The organism is Gemmobacter aquarius, assembly GCF_003060865.1.
GTDB lineage: Bacteria > Pseudomonadota > Alphaproteobacteria > Rhodobacterales > Rhodobacteraceae > Paragemmobacter > Paragemmobacter aquarius.
In genome coordinates this window covers 2,097,500-2,111,920 of the sequence record NZ_CP028918.1, presented here as the reverse complement: position 1 = coordinate 2,111,920, position 14,421 = coordinate 2,097,500, and the positions used below count along the sequence as shown (strand labels likewise).

The 14,421-nt window shown below is 65.8% G+C and carries 13 protein-coding genes; 3 read left to right on the top strand and 10 right to left on the bottom strand.

Annotated elements, in window-relative coordinates:
• Positions 1–107: 107 nt before the first annotated feature.
• Positions 108–338: an N-(5'-phosphoribosyl)anthranilate isomerase gene (locus HYN69_RS10135; RefSeq protein WP_108435638.1), complete on the bottom strand. Its 231-nt coding sequence runs from the start codon at positions 336–338 to the stop codon at positions 108–110.
• Positions 339–422: 84 nt separating this feature from the next.
• Here HYN69_RS10135 and HYN69_RS10130 point away from each other — a divergent pair, with 84 nt between their 5' ends.
• Entirely contained in the window at positions 423–1,427 is a 1,005-nt protein-coding gene (locus HYN69_RS10130) for an LLM class flavin-dependent oxidoreductase (protein WP_108435637.1), read from the top strand.
• 62 nt (positions 1,428–1,489) lie between these two features.
• Here HYN69_RS10130 and HYN69_RS10125 read toward each other — a convergent pair whose 3' ends face one another.
• The gene (locus HYN69_RS10125) at positions 1,490–2,110 is read right to left on the bottom strand and encodes a TetR family transcriptional regulator C-terminal domain-containing protein (RefSeq protein WP_108435636.1); all 621 of its coding nucleotides are present in this window, start codon (positions 2,108–2,110) and stop codon (positions 1,490–1,492) included.
• A 105-nt stretch (positions 2,111–2,215) separates the two neighbouring features.
• Between HYN69_RS10125 and HYN69_RS10120 the strand changes: the two genes are divergently transcribed.
• Positions 2,216–2,602, top strand: coding sequence for an ACT domain-containing protein (locus HYN69_RS10120; protein WP_108435635.1), 387 nt, complete (start codon positions 2,216–2,218; stop codon positions 2,600–2,602).
• A gap of 153 nt (positions 2,603–2,755) precedes the next feature.
• On the opposite strand, the gene HYN69_RS10115 is transcribed toward HYN69_RS10120, so the two are convergent.
• The 5 genes from HYN69_RS10115 to HYN69_RS10095 all read right to left on the bottom strand — a co-directional run bounded on the left by HYN69_RS10115 (position 2,756) and on the right by HYN69_RS10095 (position 10,968).
• Positions 2,756–3,511: a pyrroline-5-carboxylate reductase dimerization domain-containing protein gene (locus HYN69_RS10115; RefSeq protein ID WP_159082422.1), complete on the bottom strand. Its 756-nt coding sequence runs from the start codon at positions 3,509–3,511 to the stop codon at positions 2,756–2,758.
• A gap of 58 nt (positions 3,512–3,569) precedes the next feature.
• Positions 3,570–4,889 carry an aspartate aminotransferase family protein gene (locus tag HYN69_RS10110; protein WP_108435633.1) on the bottom strand — a complete coding sequence of 440 codons (1,320 nt, stop codon included), beginning with the start codon at positions 4,887–4,889 and terminating at the stop codon, positions 3,570–3,572.
• A 284-nt stretch (positions 4,890–5,173) separates the two neighbouring features.
• The gene (chrA, locus tag HYN69_RS10105; RefSeq protein ID WP_108435632.1) at positions 5,174–6,529 is read right to left on the bottom strand and encodes a chromate efflux transporter; all 1,356 of its coding nucleotides are present in this window, start codon (positions 6,527–6,529) and stop codon (positions 5,174–5,176) included.
• 714 nt (positions 6,530–7,243) lie between these two features.
• On the bottom strand, positions 7,244–9,835 hold the full coding sequence (locus HYN69_RS10100) for an AAA family ATPase (RefSeq protein ID WP_108435631.1): 2,592 nt from the start codon (positions 9,833–9,835) through the stop codon (positions 7,244–7,246).
• Positions 9,832–10,968: a metallophosphoesterase family protein gene (locus HYN69_RS10095; RefSeq protein ID WP_108435630.1), complete on the bottom strand. Its 1,137-nt coding sequence runs from the start codon at positions 10,966–10,968 to the stop codon at positions 9,832–9,834. The genes HYN69_RS10100 and HYN69_RS10095 overlap by 4 nt, the downstream gene beginning before the upstream one ends.
• Positions 10,969–11,177: 209 nt before the next feature.
• On the opposite strand from HYN69_RS10095, the gene HYN69_RS10090 reads away from it, so the two are divergent.
• Positions 11,178–11,522, top strand: a complete 345-nt coding sequence (locus tag HYN69_RS10090; RefSeq protein ID WP_159082421.1) for a MerR family transcriptional regulator — start codon at positions 11,178–11,180, stop codon at positions 11,520–11,522.
• Between the two features lie 122 nt (positions 11,523–11,644).
• On the opposite strand, the gene HYN69_RS10085 is transcribed toward HYN69_RS10090, so the two are convergent.
• The 3 genes from HYN69_RS10085 to HYN69_RS10075 all read right to left on the bottom strand — a co-directional run bounded on the left by HYN69_RS10085 (position 11,645) and on the right by HYN69_RS10075 (position 14,382).
• Positions 11,645–12,643 carry a helix-turn-helix transcriptional regulator gene (locus tag HYN69_RS10085; protein WP_108435628.1) on the bottom strand — a complete coding sequence of 333 codons (999 nt, stop codon included), beginning with the start codon at positions 12,641–12,643 and terminating at the stop codon, positions 11,645–11,647.
• 73 nt (positions 12,644–12,716) lie between these two features.
• On the bottom strand, positions 12,717–13,604 hold the full coding sequence (locus tag HYN69_RS10080; RefSeq protein ID WP_108435627.1) for a cation diffusion facilitator family transporter: 888 nt from the start codon (positions 13,602–13,604) through the stop codon (positions 12,717–12,719).
• Positions 13,605–13,758: 154 nt separating this feature from the next.
• Positions 13,759–14,382 carry a TetR/AcrR family transcriptional regulator gene (locus tag HYN69_RS10075; protein ID WP_108435626.1) on the bottom strand — a complete coding sequence of 208 codons (624 nt, stop codon included), beginning with the start codon at positions 14,380–14,382 and terminating at the stop codon, positions 13,759–13,761.
• Positions 14,383–14,421 lie beyond the last annotated feature (39 nt).

Sequence of the window (14,421 nt, the reverse complement as noted above, 5' to 3'; positions counted from 1 at the left end):
TTTCGACGAAAAATCTCGGGGCCCAGCAAAATCTTCGACGAAGATTTTGCGGTGTGGGGCCGGGCGAAAAGTTTTTGAGGAAAACTTTTCGCCCGCTTCGAGCGGGGTCAGCAGATCAACCGGATATGGCCGGTGTTGCAGATCACGATGTATTGCGTGTCGCTTTCGATAAGGTGGTAGCCCCGTCGTCGCACTTCGAGTTCGAAGGCCATGCGTCCGATCTCGCGGTCCACGTCGCGAATTGCGCGGCGAATGACGCCGCCTTTGGCGACGATCTTTGCGCCGAAGACCTGTTCGGTCCAGCGCGGTTTCAGCGGGGTGTGCAGGGTCTGGGTCATGCAACCAGTCTGGCGCCGATTGGTTAAGGCGCGGTAAAGGCGGCTGCGCTTGCGCCCGCGGCGCGGGGCGCCTATCTTCGGGTCATGCAAAAATATTCCATCCTCGATCTTTGCCCCGTGGCAGAAGGTCAAAGCGCCGCCGAGGCCTTGGCCAATACCGCCGATCTTGCCCGCCATGCCGAGCGCTTGGGCTATCACCGCTATTGGCTGGCCGAGCATCACAACATGCCCGGCATCGCGAGTGCGGCGACAGCGGTGGTGATCGGCCATGTCGCGGCGGCGACAAGGAGCATCCGCGTCGGCGCGGGTGGCATCATGCTGCCGAACCATGCGCCCTTGGTCATTGCCGAACAGTTCGGCACGCTGGCCACGCTGTTTCCGGGCCGCATCGACCTTGGTCTTGGCCGTGCGCCGGGCACCGATATGGCGACCGCGCGTGCCTTGCGGCGGCATATGGAGGCAGGGGACGATTTTCCGCAGGATGTGGTCGAATTACTGGGCTATTTCGGCGCAGCGGACGAGGGCCAGAGGGTTCGGGCCTTTCCGGGGACGGGAACGCAGGTGCCGGTCTGGATTCTCGGCTCGTCGCTGTACGGCGCGCAGCTTGCGGCCCATCTGGGTCTGCCCTACGCCTTTGCGTCGCACTTCGCGCCTGCTTTGCTGGGCGAGGCGCTGGCGACCTATCGCGCCACATTCCGGCCTTCGGTCTGGCTTGACCGGCCCTATGCGATGATGGGGGCGGGGGTCTGTGCTGCCGCCACGGACGCCGAGGCTGAATTGCTGCGGTCGTCGCAGATCCTTGCCTTTGCGCGGTTGCGGACGGGGCGTCCGGGTAAGTTGCCTGCTCCGACGGCCGATCTGTCGGAGGTGACGCCGCAGGCTATGGCCGAGGTCGGGCATGCGCTATCCTGTTCGGCGGTGGGCAGTGCTGCGACCGTGCGGCGGCAGATGGCGGCGCTTGTGGCCGAATACCGGCCCGACGAGGTGATGGTGACGGGTATGATCCATGACCATGCCGCACGGTTGCGGTCGTTCGAGATCGCGTCCGAAGTGATGGCGGGTCTGGTGGACGGGGCGCGGGCGGCCTGATCTGTCTGCTTGATGCCCGATCGCATCCGGGACCGGATGAAGCATGCAGGCCCGCCGAGCCGTCAGGGGGCGAGGAGTTTGCGAAACAAGGTGTCGAGGTAATCGCCCGCTTCGGTAAAAGGGTCGTGGTCGGGGCCGAGCATTGCGCGGACCTGAGCGTCGAAATCGGCGTAGTGCTGGGTCAGTGCCCAGATCGAGAAGATCAGGTGCGCGGGCGGCATCCGGGCAATGCTTCCCTGATCCATCCATGACTGCAGCAGCGCCGATTTCTCGTCGACGAGGGTTTTCAACTCGCCCTCGATCGCCTCGCGCATGCGGGGGGCGCCTTGCAGGATTTCATTGGCGAAAAGCCGGCTTTCGCGCGGATAGTCGCGGCTGAGTTCCACCTTGCGCCGGACATAGCCCAGGATTTCGGTCACCGGATCGCCCGATGCCTTTACATCGCGCAGCGGGTCGAGCCAGGTCGACAACAGGCGGGTGAGAAGCGCCTGATGCATAGCCTCTTTCGAGGGGAAGTAGTAAAGCAGGTTGGGTTTCGACAGGCCCGCCACCTCGGCGATCTGGTCGAGGGTTGCGCCGCGGAAGCCATAGGTCGAAAACACTTCGAGTGCCGCTTCGAGGATGGTTTCCGAGTTGCGGGCCTGGATGCGGGTTCGGGGTTTGGGCGTAGCGCCGGAAGTCATAGGGTGCCTTTGGCTCGTCAGTCGGGCGGGACGCAGGGATGCGACGATATGGACGTTGTGTCGTAATTTGTCACAGGATGCAAATGCTGGCTGGGGGCGTGAACCATGGACAAACTCGTGCGGGACGGTCGCGACATGGTGGCGGGCATGTCGCCGCAATTGACCGAAGGGCGCTTTGCCTTTGTCGATGGGCCCGAGGAACTGCTGGCGCAGGCCATCGGGTTTTTCCGTGAGGCGGAGGGGCTTTCGCTGATCGTTCCGGCCGGACTTGCGCCAAATGCGATGGTGATGCGTTGTATCACGCTTCAGGTGCATTCGGCGCTGGACGGGGTGGGGATGACGGCTGCGGTCGCGGGGGCTTTGGCAAGGGCAGGTATTTCGTGCAATATGGTCGCGGCCTTGCGCCACGACCATGTCTTCATCCCCGAAACGCAGGCCGAAGCGGCGCTGGCCGTGCTTTTGGCGCTTCAGCGCGGGGCGGTCACTCGATAAGGACCATCATGCCGAAGGGCACGGCGGTGAGCATGGCAGTGACGAGGAGCAGCGCGGTGGTGAGGCCTTTGAACATGGCGGGGATCCTTTGCGGGTCTGGTTGCGTCTACCCTGTCAGATAGGGGCGAGGCGCGCGAAAGGAAGGGCCGCGCGTCAGGTTTCGCCGCGCACACGGGCCAGCACGATGTCGAGGGCGCGGTGCCATGCGGTCAGGGCGTCATCGGCGGTCAGGGATTTCACCAGGGCTTGGGTAATGCCACCGGGTGTGGCGATGCCGGGGGTGATTTCGGCCAGCGTTGCGGTTTCGGTCAGGACGACCGTAGCGTTGCCGATGAAGGTTTCTGCGACGAGGCGGCGGGCTTGCGCTTCGGGCAGGCCGTTGGCCGCGAACCACTGCACCATCGTGTCGATCAGGAAAAAGCTGGCACCCGAGAGTGCGCCGAAGGCGGTGGCGGTGACGAAGGCATGTTCGTCTATGAAGGGGTGGACGGGGCCGAGGGTCTGCAAGAACTGTTCCCACGTGCGGTCGGGCGGGTAGAGCAGGCAGGGGCCTGCGCCATAGGCGTTGGCGTGGCCGGGCATCATGGTGCAGAAGGCCGCAGCAGGGGCTATGGCTGCGGCGAGCGGCGCGTGGCGGGTGCCTGCCATGGCCGAAAGGACCGACTGGCCCTGCCGGAAGCCGAGGCTTTGCAGGATCGAGAGACCTTCGCGTGCGGGAAGGCAGGCGAGGATGACGTCGGCCTGGTCTACAACCTGCTGGTTGGAGGCGGCGAGGGTGACATCGGCGCGCTGCGCGAGGGTTCCGGCGCGGCGCGACGGGGCAATGAGGAAGCGGTAGCCCTTGCCCGCCGCGCCGCGGATCAGGAATTCGGCAAGGTGGCCGGTGCCGAGGATGCCGATGGTTGTCATGGGGGTGTCCCTTTCTTCGGGGGATGCGCGAGGAACGCGCATCCTACGCTGTCGGCCGTCACGGCATCTCGTCCAGCACCTCGGCGACGGCGCGGGCGGTGGCGGCTATGTCGGCTTCGGTATGGACGATGGCCGAGAGGGAGTGGAGCGTGGCGGAAGGGTTCATGTAGATGCCCTTGTCGAACAGGCGCTGCACGAAGTTGCGGAATTTCACGCGGTCGACATGGGTGCAGAAGTCGCGGAAATCGGTGATCTCGGGCTGGTCGGTGAAGAAGATCTGGAACATCGAATTGACGCCCTGCACCACCATGTTGTGCCGGTTGCTGCCCTTGGCCACGCGGCGCAATTCGTCGGCCATGGTCAGGCCCAGATGCTTTATGCGCCTGAAGCCTGCCTGATCGTCGGCGAGCATGGTTTCAAGCATGGTCTTGGTGACATGCAGCGCGAGGCGGCCTGCGTTATGGGTGCCGAAATGCAGCACCTTGCCCCATTCGAGGCCCGCCATGACATCGGCCCGCCCACCGATGAAGGCCATGGGCAGGCCGCCGCCGATGGCCTTGCCATAGGTGGTGATGTCGGGGGTCAGCCCGTAAAGTTCAGCGCAGCCGCCGGCGGCGAGGCGGAAGCCGGTGACGGTTTCATCGAGGTAGAAGAGTGCGCCGTATTGGTGGCAAAGCTCTTGCATCCGCATCAGGTAGCCCGGTTTGGGGGGGATGACGCCCATGTTGGACATCACCCCTTCGGTCACCACGCAGGCGGCATCGGCCCCGTGCAGTTTCATGGCGCGTTCGAGCGCCTCGAAATCGTTCCAGCGCACGACGATGGTGTCTTTCCACGCCTCTTCGGGGATGCCCGACGAGTCGGGGATGCGGATCGGGTCGTTGGGGTGGCCGAGCAGGGTGGGCGGATAGGGGTTGGTGTTCACAAGGACCGCGTCCCACCAGCCGTGGTAATGCCCTTCGAATTTTATGATCTTGCGCCGTCCGGTGTGGCCGCGACACAGGCGGAAGGCGGCCATGGCGGCTTCGGTTCCGGTGTTGGCGAAGCGGACCTTGTCGACGTGGGGGAGGAGGCCCACGAGCAGTTCGGCAACCTCGACCTCGACCTCCAACGCGGTGGCGAAATGGGTCCCGCGGGCGGCTTCGCGGGTGATCGTCTCGACGATTGCGGGGTGGGCATGGCCGAGCGGGAGCGCGCCGAAGGCCATCATCCAGTCGATGTATTCGCGCCCGTCCACGTCATAGAGCCGCGATCCCTGACCGTGGGACATGTAGCGCGGTGCGCCGCCAAAGGTGGCCGGACCACGCGAGGCCGAGGATACGCCTTCGACCAGCACTTTCATGCCGCGGTCGAACAGGGATTGCGAAGTGTTGGTCATGGGCAGGCTCCGTCTGGTTCGCGCAAAGGTGGGCTGCGGCGGGGTCGGGGTCAAACCTGCAACCGACAGGGGATGTCGGAAGACGGGGATTTTTCTGCGAAAAATCCTGCCGCAACGATTTTTCTGCGAAAAATCAGCGGCGGGCGACGGGCGTTGCGACGGGCGTTGCGACGGGCGCTGCGACGGGCGTTGCGACGGGCGGGAGGCGTGAGTTTTCGCCCCGAATTCGTGCGTTCTGAATTCGTGCGCCCCGTATCCGTCACTCGGGTGTTTATGCGATCTGCCTAGGCCAAACCGGCCAGGTGCAATGCGACGCCGAGGCAGGCCGATCCTGCCAGCACCACGGCCATGCCGGCCTTTAAGCGGAACACGGCAAGCAGGGCGAGGGCGCAAAGGAAAGCCGCGGCCCAGTTGACCGAGGCAAGCACCGGCAAGTCCAGCGCGAGCGGGCCGAGGGTGCTGCGCGTCACCTCGGTCCAGATGACATGGACCGCGAACCAGACCGCAAGGTTCAGGATAACGCCCACTACGGAAGCCGTGACCGCCGACAGGGCTGCGGCAAGCTGTGCGTTGCGGCGCAGGTTTTCCATGAAGGGTGCGCCGAGGAAGATCCACGCGAAACAGGGGGCAAAGGTGACCCATGTCGTCAAAAGCCCGCCCAAGGTGGCGGCAAGGAAGGGCGAGGCCCAGCCCGCTTCGCGCAGGGCCGCCATGAAGCCTACGAATTGCAACACCATGATCAGCGGGCCGGGCGTGGTTTCGGCCATGCCGAGGCCGTCGAGCATCTCGCCGGGGGCGAGCCAGCCGTAGGTGCCGACCGCTGCCTGCGCGACCCAAGCGAGGACAGCATAGGCGCCGCCGAAGCTGAGCATCGCGAGGCCCGAGAAATAGGTGGCGATGTCGGCAAAGACGCTTTGGGGCGCGATGGCCACGATCAGCGCGACAGGAACGAGCCAGAGCGCGACTGCCGCCAGCCCCGCCATGAGCGCGCCGCGGCGGGCGTTCTGCGACAGGTCGCCCCCGTCGCCAAGCAGGGTTTCGGCGTCCGCGACATGCGACTGGCCCATCGCGCCATGCCCGCCGCCGGCTCGGAAGGCTGCGAGGCCTGCGCGCGCGCCGGTCCAACCGATGACTGCGGCGAGTGCCACGATCAGCGGAAAGGGGGCTTGCAGGGCGAAGATCGCTACGAAAGAGGCGGCGGCGATCGCCCGCATGGCGGTGTTGCGCAGCGCCCGCTTGCCAACGCGGATCACGGCTTGCAGCACGATGGCAAGCACCGCAGCCTTCAGCCCGAAGAACAGCCCCGCGACGAGGCCTACCTCGCCGTAGGCGGCATAGATCCATGACAGGCCCATGATCGCCACCACGCCGGGCAGGATAAATAGCCCGCCCGCGACCAGAGCACCGCGCACGCCGTGCATCAGCCAGCCGATATAGGTGGCGAGTTGCTGCGCCTCGGGGCCGGGTAAAAGCATGCAGAAGTTGAGCGCGTGGAGAAAGCGGCCGTCGCCAAGCCAGCGTTTTTCCTCGACGAGGATGCGGTGCATCACGGCGATTTGTCCGGCAGGGCCGCCGAAGGACAGGGCTGCGATTCGGGCCCAGACGCGGGCAGCTTCGGCCAGGGTCGGGTGGTCGTTCATGTCGGTCCCGAGCCAAGGGAAGGGCGGGGCCGGGCGATGGGGTAGGCCGCACGTCTGCCGGGCCGCGCGTTGCAAAGCGATCGGGCGCGGGGCAGGCCGGACAAGATGCCGACGAGGCCCGCAGCGATGTGGCGCGGCCAAGGCAGGCCGCAGGTGTGGCAGGCCGGGCCGGGCTTGGCGCTTTGCTGCAGCCCATCACACGGGCGCATGACGGGTCGTGCCGAAAAGGCCCGGCCGCCGATGCGCGCCGCAGGAGGCGCCGTTCTGGCGGGTTCTTCCGGCCTGTTGCGGGCTTTGGCGACTGGTACTGGCATCTGCGTCTCTCGTCTGGATATGTTCCGTGTCACGCAAACGCGATCTTTGGCTGACGCCACGGATGGCGGTCAGCGGGCGATTGTTCTTTCAATGCATCCTCCGGCACGGGGTGTGATGTCAAGCGCGTGCGGGGCGAGGGTCAAATGCGTTGGCCTGCGGGTCACTTGCACAACCGCATGGCGTATTCGGCAGAAAGTCAGAGCCGCGATACCGAGCGATCTGGTTGTCAGTTTGCAGTCCTGCGTCGCTGATCGCCGTCAGCGCGAGGGGTAAGACTTTGGCAAAGCGGATCACCGGTCTTTCTGACGGGGCGGGGCGGTCTGGGTGTGGCAGACTGCCTTTTGGCAGGTCACTACAGGTCGCATGGATCGGGTCCGTTCCATCGATCGGGGGGCGTTTTCATTCTTGCAGGGATAGGGTGGTTCCGCCGAGATCGCGAAAGGCCCGTTGGCGACAGCTGAGTACGATGATCTGCTGGCCCGATGCTTGCGCGTGCAGGGCGTTGAACATCTTTTCGATGCGGTCGTCGTCGGTGTAGACCAGCGCGTCGTCGAAGATGATCGGGGCGGGCTGCCCGCGCGAGGCGAGCAGGCGGGCGAAGGCGAGGCGGACGAGGAGGGCGATCTGTTCCTGCGTGCCGCCTGACAGGATCGACAGCGGTTCTTCGCGCCCGTCGCGGACGAGGGCGGTGGGAAGCAGGCTTTCGCCATCGAGGCGCAGTTCGGCATCGGGCCAGAGCATCCGCAGGAGGGGCCGCAGTTCGGCGAGGACGGGTTCGAAATATCGGTCGCGGGCTTCGTTGCGGGCGGCCTCTAGCGTGGCTGCGAGTTCCTTGAGGACGGCGACTTCGAAGCTGATGGTGGCGAGGGTTTCGGTGGCTGCGGCAAGGCGGGTCGTGGTGTCGGCGAGGTCCTCCATGACGCCCGCTCCGGACTGGATCTTGATTTCCGTATCGAGTTGGGCGCGTTCCATTTGCAGGCGCGTGGTATCGTTGCGGGCGCTTTCGACGATGGAGGTGGCGCGGTCGAAACCGGCTTTGGCGGCGATCAGGTCGGGAGCGGCGGCGAGAAGTGCCGCGTGGTTGGCGCGGGCTGCGGTGAGCGTTGTTGTGGCGTTGGCCAGTTGCGGGGCGAGGGTGGCTTCGGCATCGGGGCCGAAGGCGGCGAGGGCGGCTTCGGTGCGGGCGCGTTCGGTGGCGAGGCTGGCTGCGTTTACGCTGGCGCGGACTTCGGCGGTGCGCAGGCGTTCGGCTTCGCTGCGGGTGGAATCATATTCGGTTTCAGCGGCTTGCAGGGCGATGCTTGCGTGATCGGCTGCGGTCTGCGCTTCGGCCACGGTGGGCAGGTTCGCGCGGGGCGGGATGGCTTCGGGCAGGGCGGACAGTTCGGCTTCGAGCGAGGGCAGGCCCTGCGGGGCAAGGGAGGCGAGGGCGGAGTCGAGATCGCGCAAGGCGGCGGTTGCGTCAGAGCGTGCGGTCGCTGCGGCTTGAGCGGTGGCCAGATCGGGCTGGCCGAGGTGCGACAGGGCGGCGGCGAGGGCCGCTTCGGCGCGGGCGAGATCGTCGCTGTCGTTTCCGGCGGCGGGTTTGACGGTGAAGTGCCCGAGGCCCGGCATGTCGAAGCGGGTTTCGGCCAGCAGGGGAAGCGGGGTTTCGGGAACGGGGTTTCCGTTGCTGGTTACGCGGGCGGGGCCGGTGTGGTGGACGGTGATCTGCGCGGCGCTGCGGTCGCGCAGGGCGCGTTCGAGGGCTGCGGCCTGCGACAGATTTTGCAGGTTGGCCAGTGCCTTGGCGTCGGGGCCGCGTGCGGCGGCTTGCGCCAAGGGTGCGCGGCGTTCCGTCAGGGCGCGGGACTTGGCGATGCGCTCGGCGAGGTCGTTGCGGCGAGCGACGGCGGCTTGGGTTGCGAAGGCGCGGTTCGCCTCGGCCAGTTCGGCATCGGCGGCGATCTTGGCGCTGCGGGCGGCGGCGAGGGCTGCGGCATGGGGGGTAAGGGCGGCTTCGGCGTCTGCGCTTGCGTCTTTCGCGATGCGGGCTGTGGCTTCGGCGGCTTGCAGGTCGGCTGCGGCTTTCGCGCAGGCGGATTTCGCACGGTTCAGATTCGACAGGCGGTCGGACAGGTTGGCCTGCGCCAGTTCCGCGCTTTGCAGGGTGAGGGCGGCGGTGGCGAGCGCATCTGCGTGGCGCTTGGCTTCGTCGAGGTGACGGGTGGCTTCGGTAAGGCGGGTCTGGCGGGCTTCGACCTCATCCGGTGCGGAGAGGATGGTCAGGGATTTGACAACCTCGCGGCGGCGCTGGAGGGCAGCGGTCAGTTGGCGGGCGGTGGTTTCGAGGCGCGTCTTGTCTTCGCTAAGGGTGGCGACGAGGGCTTCGGCATCGGAGAGGGGGCCGCCCTTGAACGGCCTGCCTGTGGCGGTGACGTATTTCGCCAGTTCCTCACGCGTGCGGGCAAGCGCCTTGTCCATGCGGCGGCCGCCGGTCAGGGCTTCGACCTCGCCTGTGACCGAAGTCATCAGGTTGCGGCGGGCAGCTTTGGCGGCGGTCTTTTCGGTGGGGGTGTCGCCTTCGCCTTCGAGCCGTGTCAGCCCCTGACGCACCCACAATAGGCCTGCGGGGCCGCCATCGCCTTCGGCCTTTACGAGGGCGGAGATGAAGGCTTCGGCGTCGTCGGCTTGGTGGATGAGCGTGCCGCTGCGATGCACCGTTGCCTGCGCCTTGCCGAGCCAGCGTTTGGACAGGGTGTAGCTGGTTCCGTTCAGTTCGACCTCGATCGTGACGCAGGGCGAGCCGCCGACATGCGGGCGCAGGGCGTTGATTTCCTTGGATTTCGAGCGGTGGGGTTGGAAGAACAGGGCTTGCAGCGCGTCGAAAAGGGTGGATTTGCCGAATTCGTTGGGCGCGCAGAGCACGTTCAGGCCGGGGCCGATACCTTCGATGCGGACGGGGGCGACGAAGCGGCGGACGTCGGAGAGTTCGATGGAGAGGAGTTTCATGTCCGGTCCTCGCGCAGGTAGCCGTAAAGGCGGTTGAGGGCGGCTGCGGCCGTGCGGCGGGTTTCGCCGTCGAGGGCCGCATCTTCGGCGCGGTCTTTCAGGCGGTCGGCGGCAAGCCGGAGTGCTCCGGCACGGTCGATGTCGTCGAGGTCGGTGGCTTCGACCTCGGTCGCGAGGGCGGTGGTGTCGAGTGCGAACCATGCGAAGTCGGGGGCGACTGCGGCTGCTGCTTCCGTCAGGGCGGCATGTTCGGCCAGCGTGGCGCGGCCTGCGGCGCGGATGCGCATCAGGTGGTCGCGGCGTTCGGCACGGTCGGGCGGCAGGAGGGCCGCGAGGGCGGAGGCGGCATTCTGGCCGGGGACGAGGGGGAGCACTTCGTCATGCCACGCAAAGCGGCCCGTCGGGAAGGTTTCGACCTGTGGCGGAGCGCCCGGCGCGGTGAGGGTGACGCAGATGCAGGTGCCGCGCCCGTCATGGGTGAAGGCATCGCGTTCGGGTGTGCCGGGATACCATGTGCGGTCGCCGACGCGGACATGTCCGTGCCAGTCGCCAAGCGCGAGGTAATCAAGGCGGGCGGATGCGGCGCGGTCGGGCGGGATGGTGTCTTCGGTGCGTGCGCCTTCTTCCGAGAAGTTCTGGATCGAGCCATGGGCGAGGCCGATGCGGAAGGCGCGGGGGTCGGTTTCCGTGCCGTTCATATGGGCGGTCAGGTCACGGCCCGGATAGCGGCGGGGCAGCGGGGCGGGCAGCAGGAAGACGTTCGGGGTGATTTCCACGGGTTCGACATCGTCGAGGAGATGCACGTTGGCGGGGGCCTGTTCGCGAATGCGCGACCAGAGCGATTCAGGGGCGAGGCTGTCATGGTTGCCGGGGATGATCCACCAGTGATGATCGGGGTTCGCGCCCATCGCCGCCAGCGCCTGCCGCCAGACCGGATCGGTCGGGGTTTCGCTGTCGAAGAGGTCGCCCGCGATCAGGATGTGGTTCGCCTGATGGAATTGCGCGGCGGAAGCGAGGCTGTGGATCGCGTTGTGCCGCGCTTCGACCAGACGGCCGCGCAGGTCTTCGGGATAGCTGCCAAAACGGCGGCCGAGGTGGAGGTCGGCGGAATGGATGAAGCGGAAGGGGGGCAAGGGAGCCTCCTGAAATTACCGTGGGTCAGGGCCGAATCTGCCCTTGGTTAATGATAGATCAGGGGGGTGCCAGAATCTGTCGCCCCGTCAGCTTAGTTAGGACTTGCGCTGGCTGCGCGATCAAGACAAAAATTTTGTCACGTTCTTTTGACAGACGAATAAACGTGACACACTTTATGTCTCGTTTTAGCCCGACATGGCCTTGCCAGATGACTTTGAATGACCTTGCGACACGTCTTGGCGTTCCGGCGCGACAGATCCGCTTTCTGATTGCCGAGGGGATCCTTCCTCCGGCGGCCAAGACCGGGCGCGCGGCGGATGGCTATGACGAGACGCATGTTCTGAAAGGCCAGCGGTATCTGGCGCTGCACCGGATGGGGATGAAGCCGGGCTCGATCAAGGTCCTGATGGCCTTTGATGATGCCGTGCCGATCCTTCAGGCGGGCGGCGTCGAACTGCGGGTGATTCCGGGAATTTCCCCCGAGGCGATCGACGTTGATGCGGTTTTGCGCGCGGTCGAGGCGGCGCTGCGGGCCTATGTTGCAAAGGGATAGGGAATGACCATCACCGCATTCGGGCATGGTGCGGACCTCGCGGCGGTTCGTGAAATGCCCGAAGATCGACTGCGGATGCGGGGCAGGTGGTGCGCGTGGTCCTGTGCGGGCGGGTTGACGGGTCAGGGCAGCGCGGGGAAATCCCTGCGCTGGTAGCCTGCCACCATGTCGCGGAGGCGGTCGGGGGCCAGAACCTCGACCGCGTCACCCCAGAGGTAGAGGTGCCATGCCATTTCGAGGTGGCCGGAGGCCTGGAAGCGGACGGTCAGGCTGCCGTCTGCTTCCTCCGTCACTTCTTGCAGGGGGTGGAAGATGAAGTCGCGGGCGACGGCGGCGGCGCGGGCGGCGAAGCGCCATATGGTTTCGGTGAATTCTTCCTCGGCATGGTAGCTGCCGAAGGCGCGGGCGGCATGGGCTTCGAGGTTGAAATCGGGGTCACGGGCAAAGGACGAGGCTTCCAGCCGCGCCGCCGTGATCCGGTCGAGCCGGAAGTGCTGCAAACGGCCGTTGCCGCCTTTGACCTTGGCCACGAGATAGCGGCGGGTGCCAAGCAGCATGCCGTAGGGTTCGATGATGCGGTCGGCTCCGTCGGGCCTGCTGCCGCCCGCGTAGGTGATGGTCAGAAGGTTCGGACCTTTCAGCGCCTCGGCCACGGTTTCGAGGACGAGATGGGCAGTCCGCACGCGCGGGCCGGGACGCGAGGCGAAACCATAGGCTTCCAGCACCGCTTCGGCATCGCTTTCGGCGCGGCGGGCGTGGGGGCGGGCCATGCTGGCAAGCAGGCGGTCGCGCAGCGATTTCAGGGATTTGACCTCGTTCGTTGCCCCGTCGCGTTCCGCGCGGCGGATTGCGATCTCGAGGGCGGCCAGTTCACTGTCGCGGATGCCTTGGGCCAGCATCAGGCGGGCTGCATTGCCGTCGAGCCGCCAGTATTTGCGCCGCTCGTCATCGGTGCGGGTGGTGCAGGTGTCGAAGACCTCTTCCAGCACGCGCGTCATGCGCTGCGCGGTGCGGCGGTCGACGCCGAATTCCTCCTCGATGTCGATCAGGCCCACACCCGAATGGCGCGAGGTCGCCATTTCGGCGAGGCGGAGCAGGTCCACGGCCTTGGTGAATGACATGGTTAACGCCCGTGACAGGTTTTGCCACCTATAGCGTAAAAGCCTGCATCGGGCGACGCAAAAAAAGGCGCAGTCAAAGCACGATGATGCCGGTCTGCTTTGCCTTGTGTTCGGGTTCGACGTGGATCGTCACCATCGCATCGGGCACCTTGAGTTTCATTTCCCGCTCGATCCGGTCGCAGATTTCGTGCGCGTCGGCGACCGAGGTGGTGCCGGGCACGACAAGGTGGAAATCGATGAAGGTCACCTTGCCCGCATGACGGGTCCGCAGGTCATGGGCTTCTAGCGCGCCGATCGCCTCGGCCGAGATGACGTTGCGGATTTTGGTCATCGTCTCGTCGGGCACGGCTTCGTCCATCAGCCCGCTCAGCGAGGTTGCCATCACCTTCCAGCCCGACCACAGGATGTTGAGCGCCACGATCCCTGCAAGCAACGGGTCGAGCGCGGCCCAGCCGGTTTCGATCGCCAGTAGCACGCCGAAGGTGACGCCGATCGACGAGATCACATCAGACTGAAGGTGCCTGCCATCGGCGACCAGCGCGGGCGAGCGAAATCTGCGACCGCGGGTCATGAGAACCCAGCACCAGATGCCGTTCAGGACGCTGGCAAGGCCGTTGACCATGAGGCCCTGTAGGGGTGCGTCGAGGATGCTCGGGCTTTGCAGACCCTTGTAGGCTTCGTGCAGGATCAGCAGGGCGGCGACGATGATCATCACGCCTTCGAGGACGGCGCTGAAGAATTCGGCCTTGTGGTGGCCGTAGGGGTGATTGGCGTCTGCCGGGCGTGCGGCGATCTTGATGGCGACCAGTGCTGCGATCGCGGTGGCCACGTTTACGGTGCTTTCCAGCGCATCCGACAAAAGCGCGACCGATCCGGTCATTTGCCATGCCAGCGCCTTGAGGCCCAGCACCACGACACCGATCAGAAGGCTTCCTACGGCCAGTTTGAGTGTCGCTTGCATCTGGGTTCTCCGTTGCTTTCCCGCCTTTAGCTGGCGCGGGCAATCGGGGCAACCCGTTGAATTTGAGAATGATTATCGCTTGCGGCGGGTTCGGGGCGGGTTTTCGGGCGACTGCGCGGAAGGTGTTGATTTCGCGGTGTTCCCTTGGGCAGGGTCAGCTTTCGAAGCGGGCGCGGAAGCGGGCGATTTCGCGTGGTTCGGGCGGGCGGCCGGTGTAGATTTCGACATATTTGGGGATGCGGGTCAGGCGTGTTTCGAGCGACTCGCTGGCTTGCATCGAGATGTAGCCGATCTGGACAAGGTAGATGGTGCGCGCCCGCACGTCTGCATCCTGCGCGTCATGGCCCCAGCGTTCCAGCATGGCCGAGAGGGCGGCGAGGCGGCGCTGGTCTGCATCGGTCACGCGCGACAGGATTGCGGGGTCTTTCAACCCCCAGCCGCGCATGGCGAATTCGAGCCTTGCGTCGAAGGTTTCGGCGCTCAGGAAGCAGGCGATCACGTTCAGCATCGCCTCGGTTTCGGTTTCGCCGTAGTCGCGGGTGGCGGCGATCAGGGGGGCGGTGGTGCGGGCCTCCCAGAGTTCGGCGAGGGCGGTCAGCAGGGCCTCGCGGTCTTTGAAGAACCAGTAAAAGCTGGTGCGCGAGAGTTTGAGCTGTTCGGCGAGCGGCATGATCTTGACCGCATCGACGCCTTCGCGGACCAGTGCGGCATAGGCGGCGTCAAGCCAGCCCTCGCGCGATCCGCGCCATCCGGTTTCGGGTTTGTCCTGCTCTGCCATGCGCCCGAGCCTAGAGCTGTGCGAAGTGCTTCGCAAGAA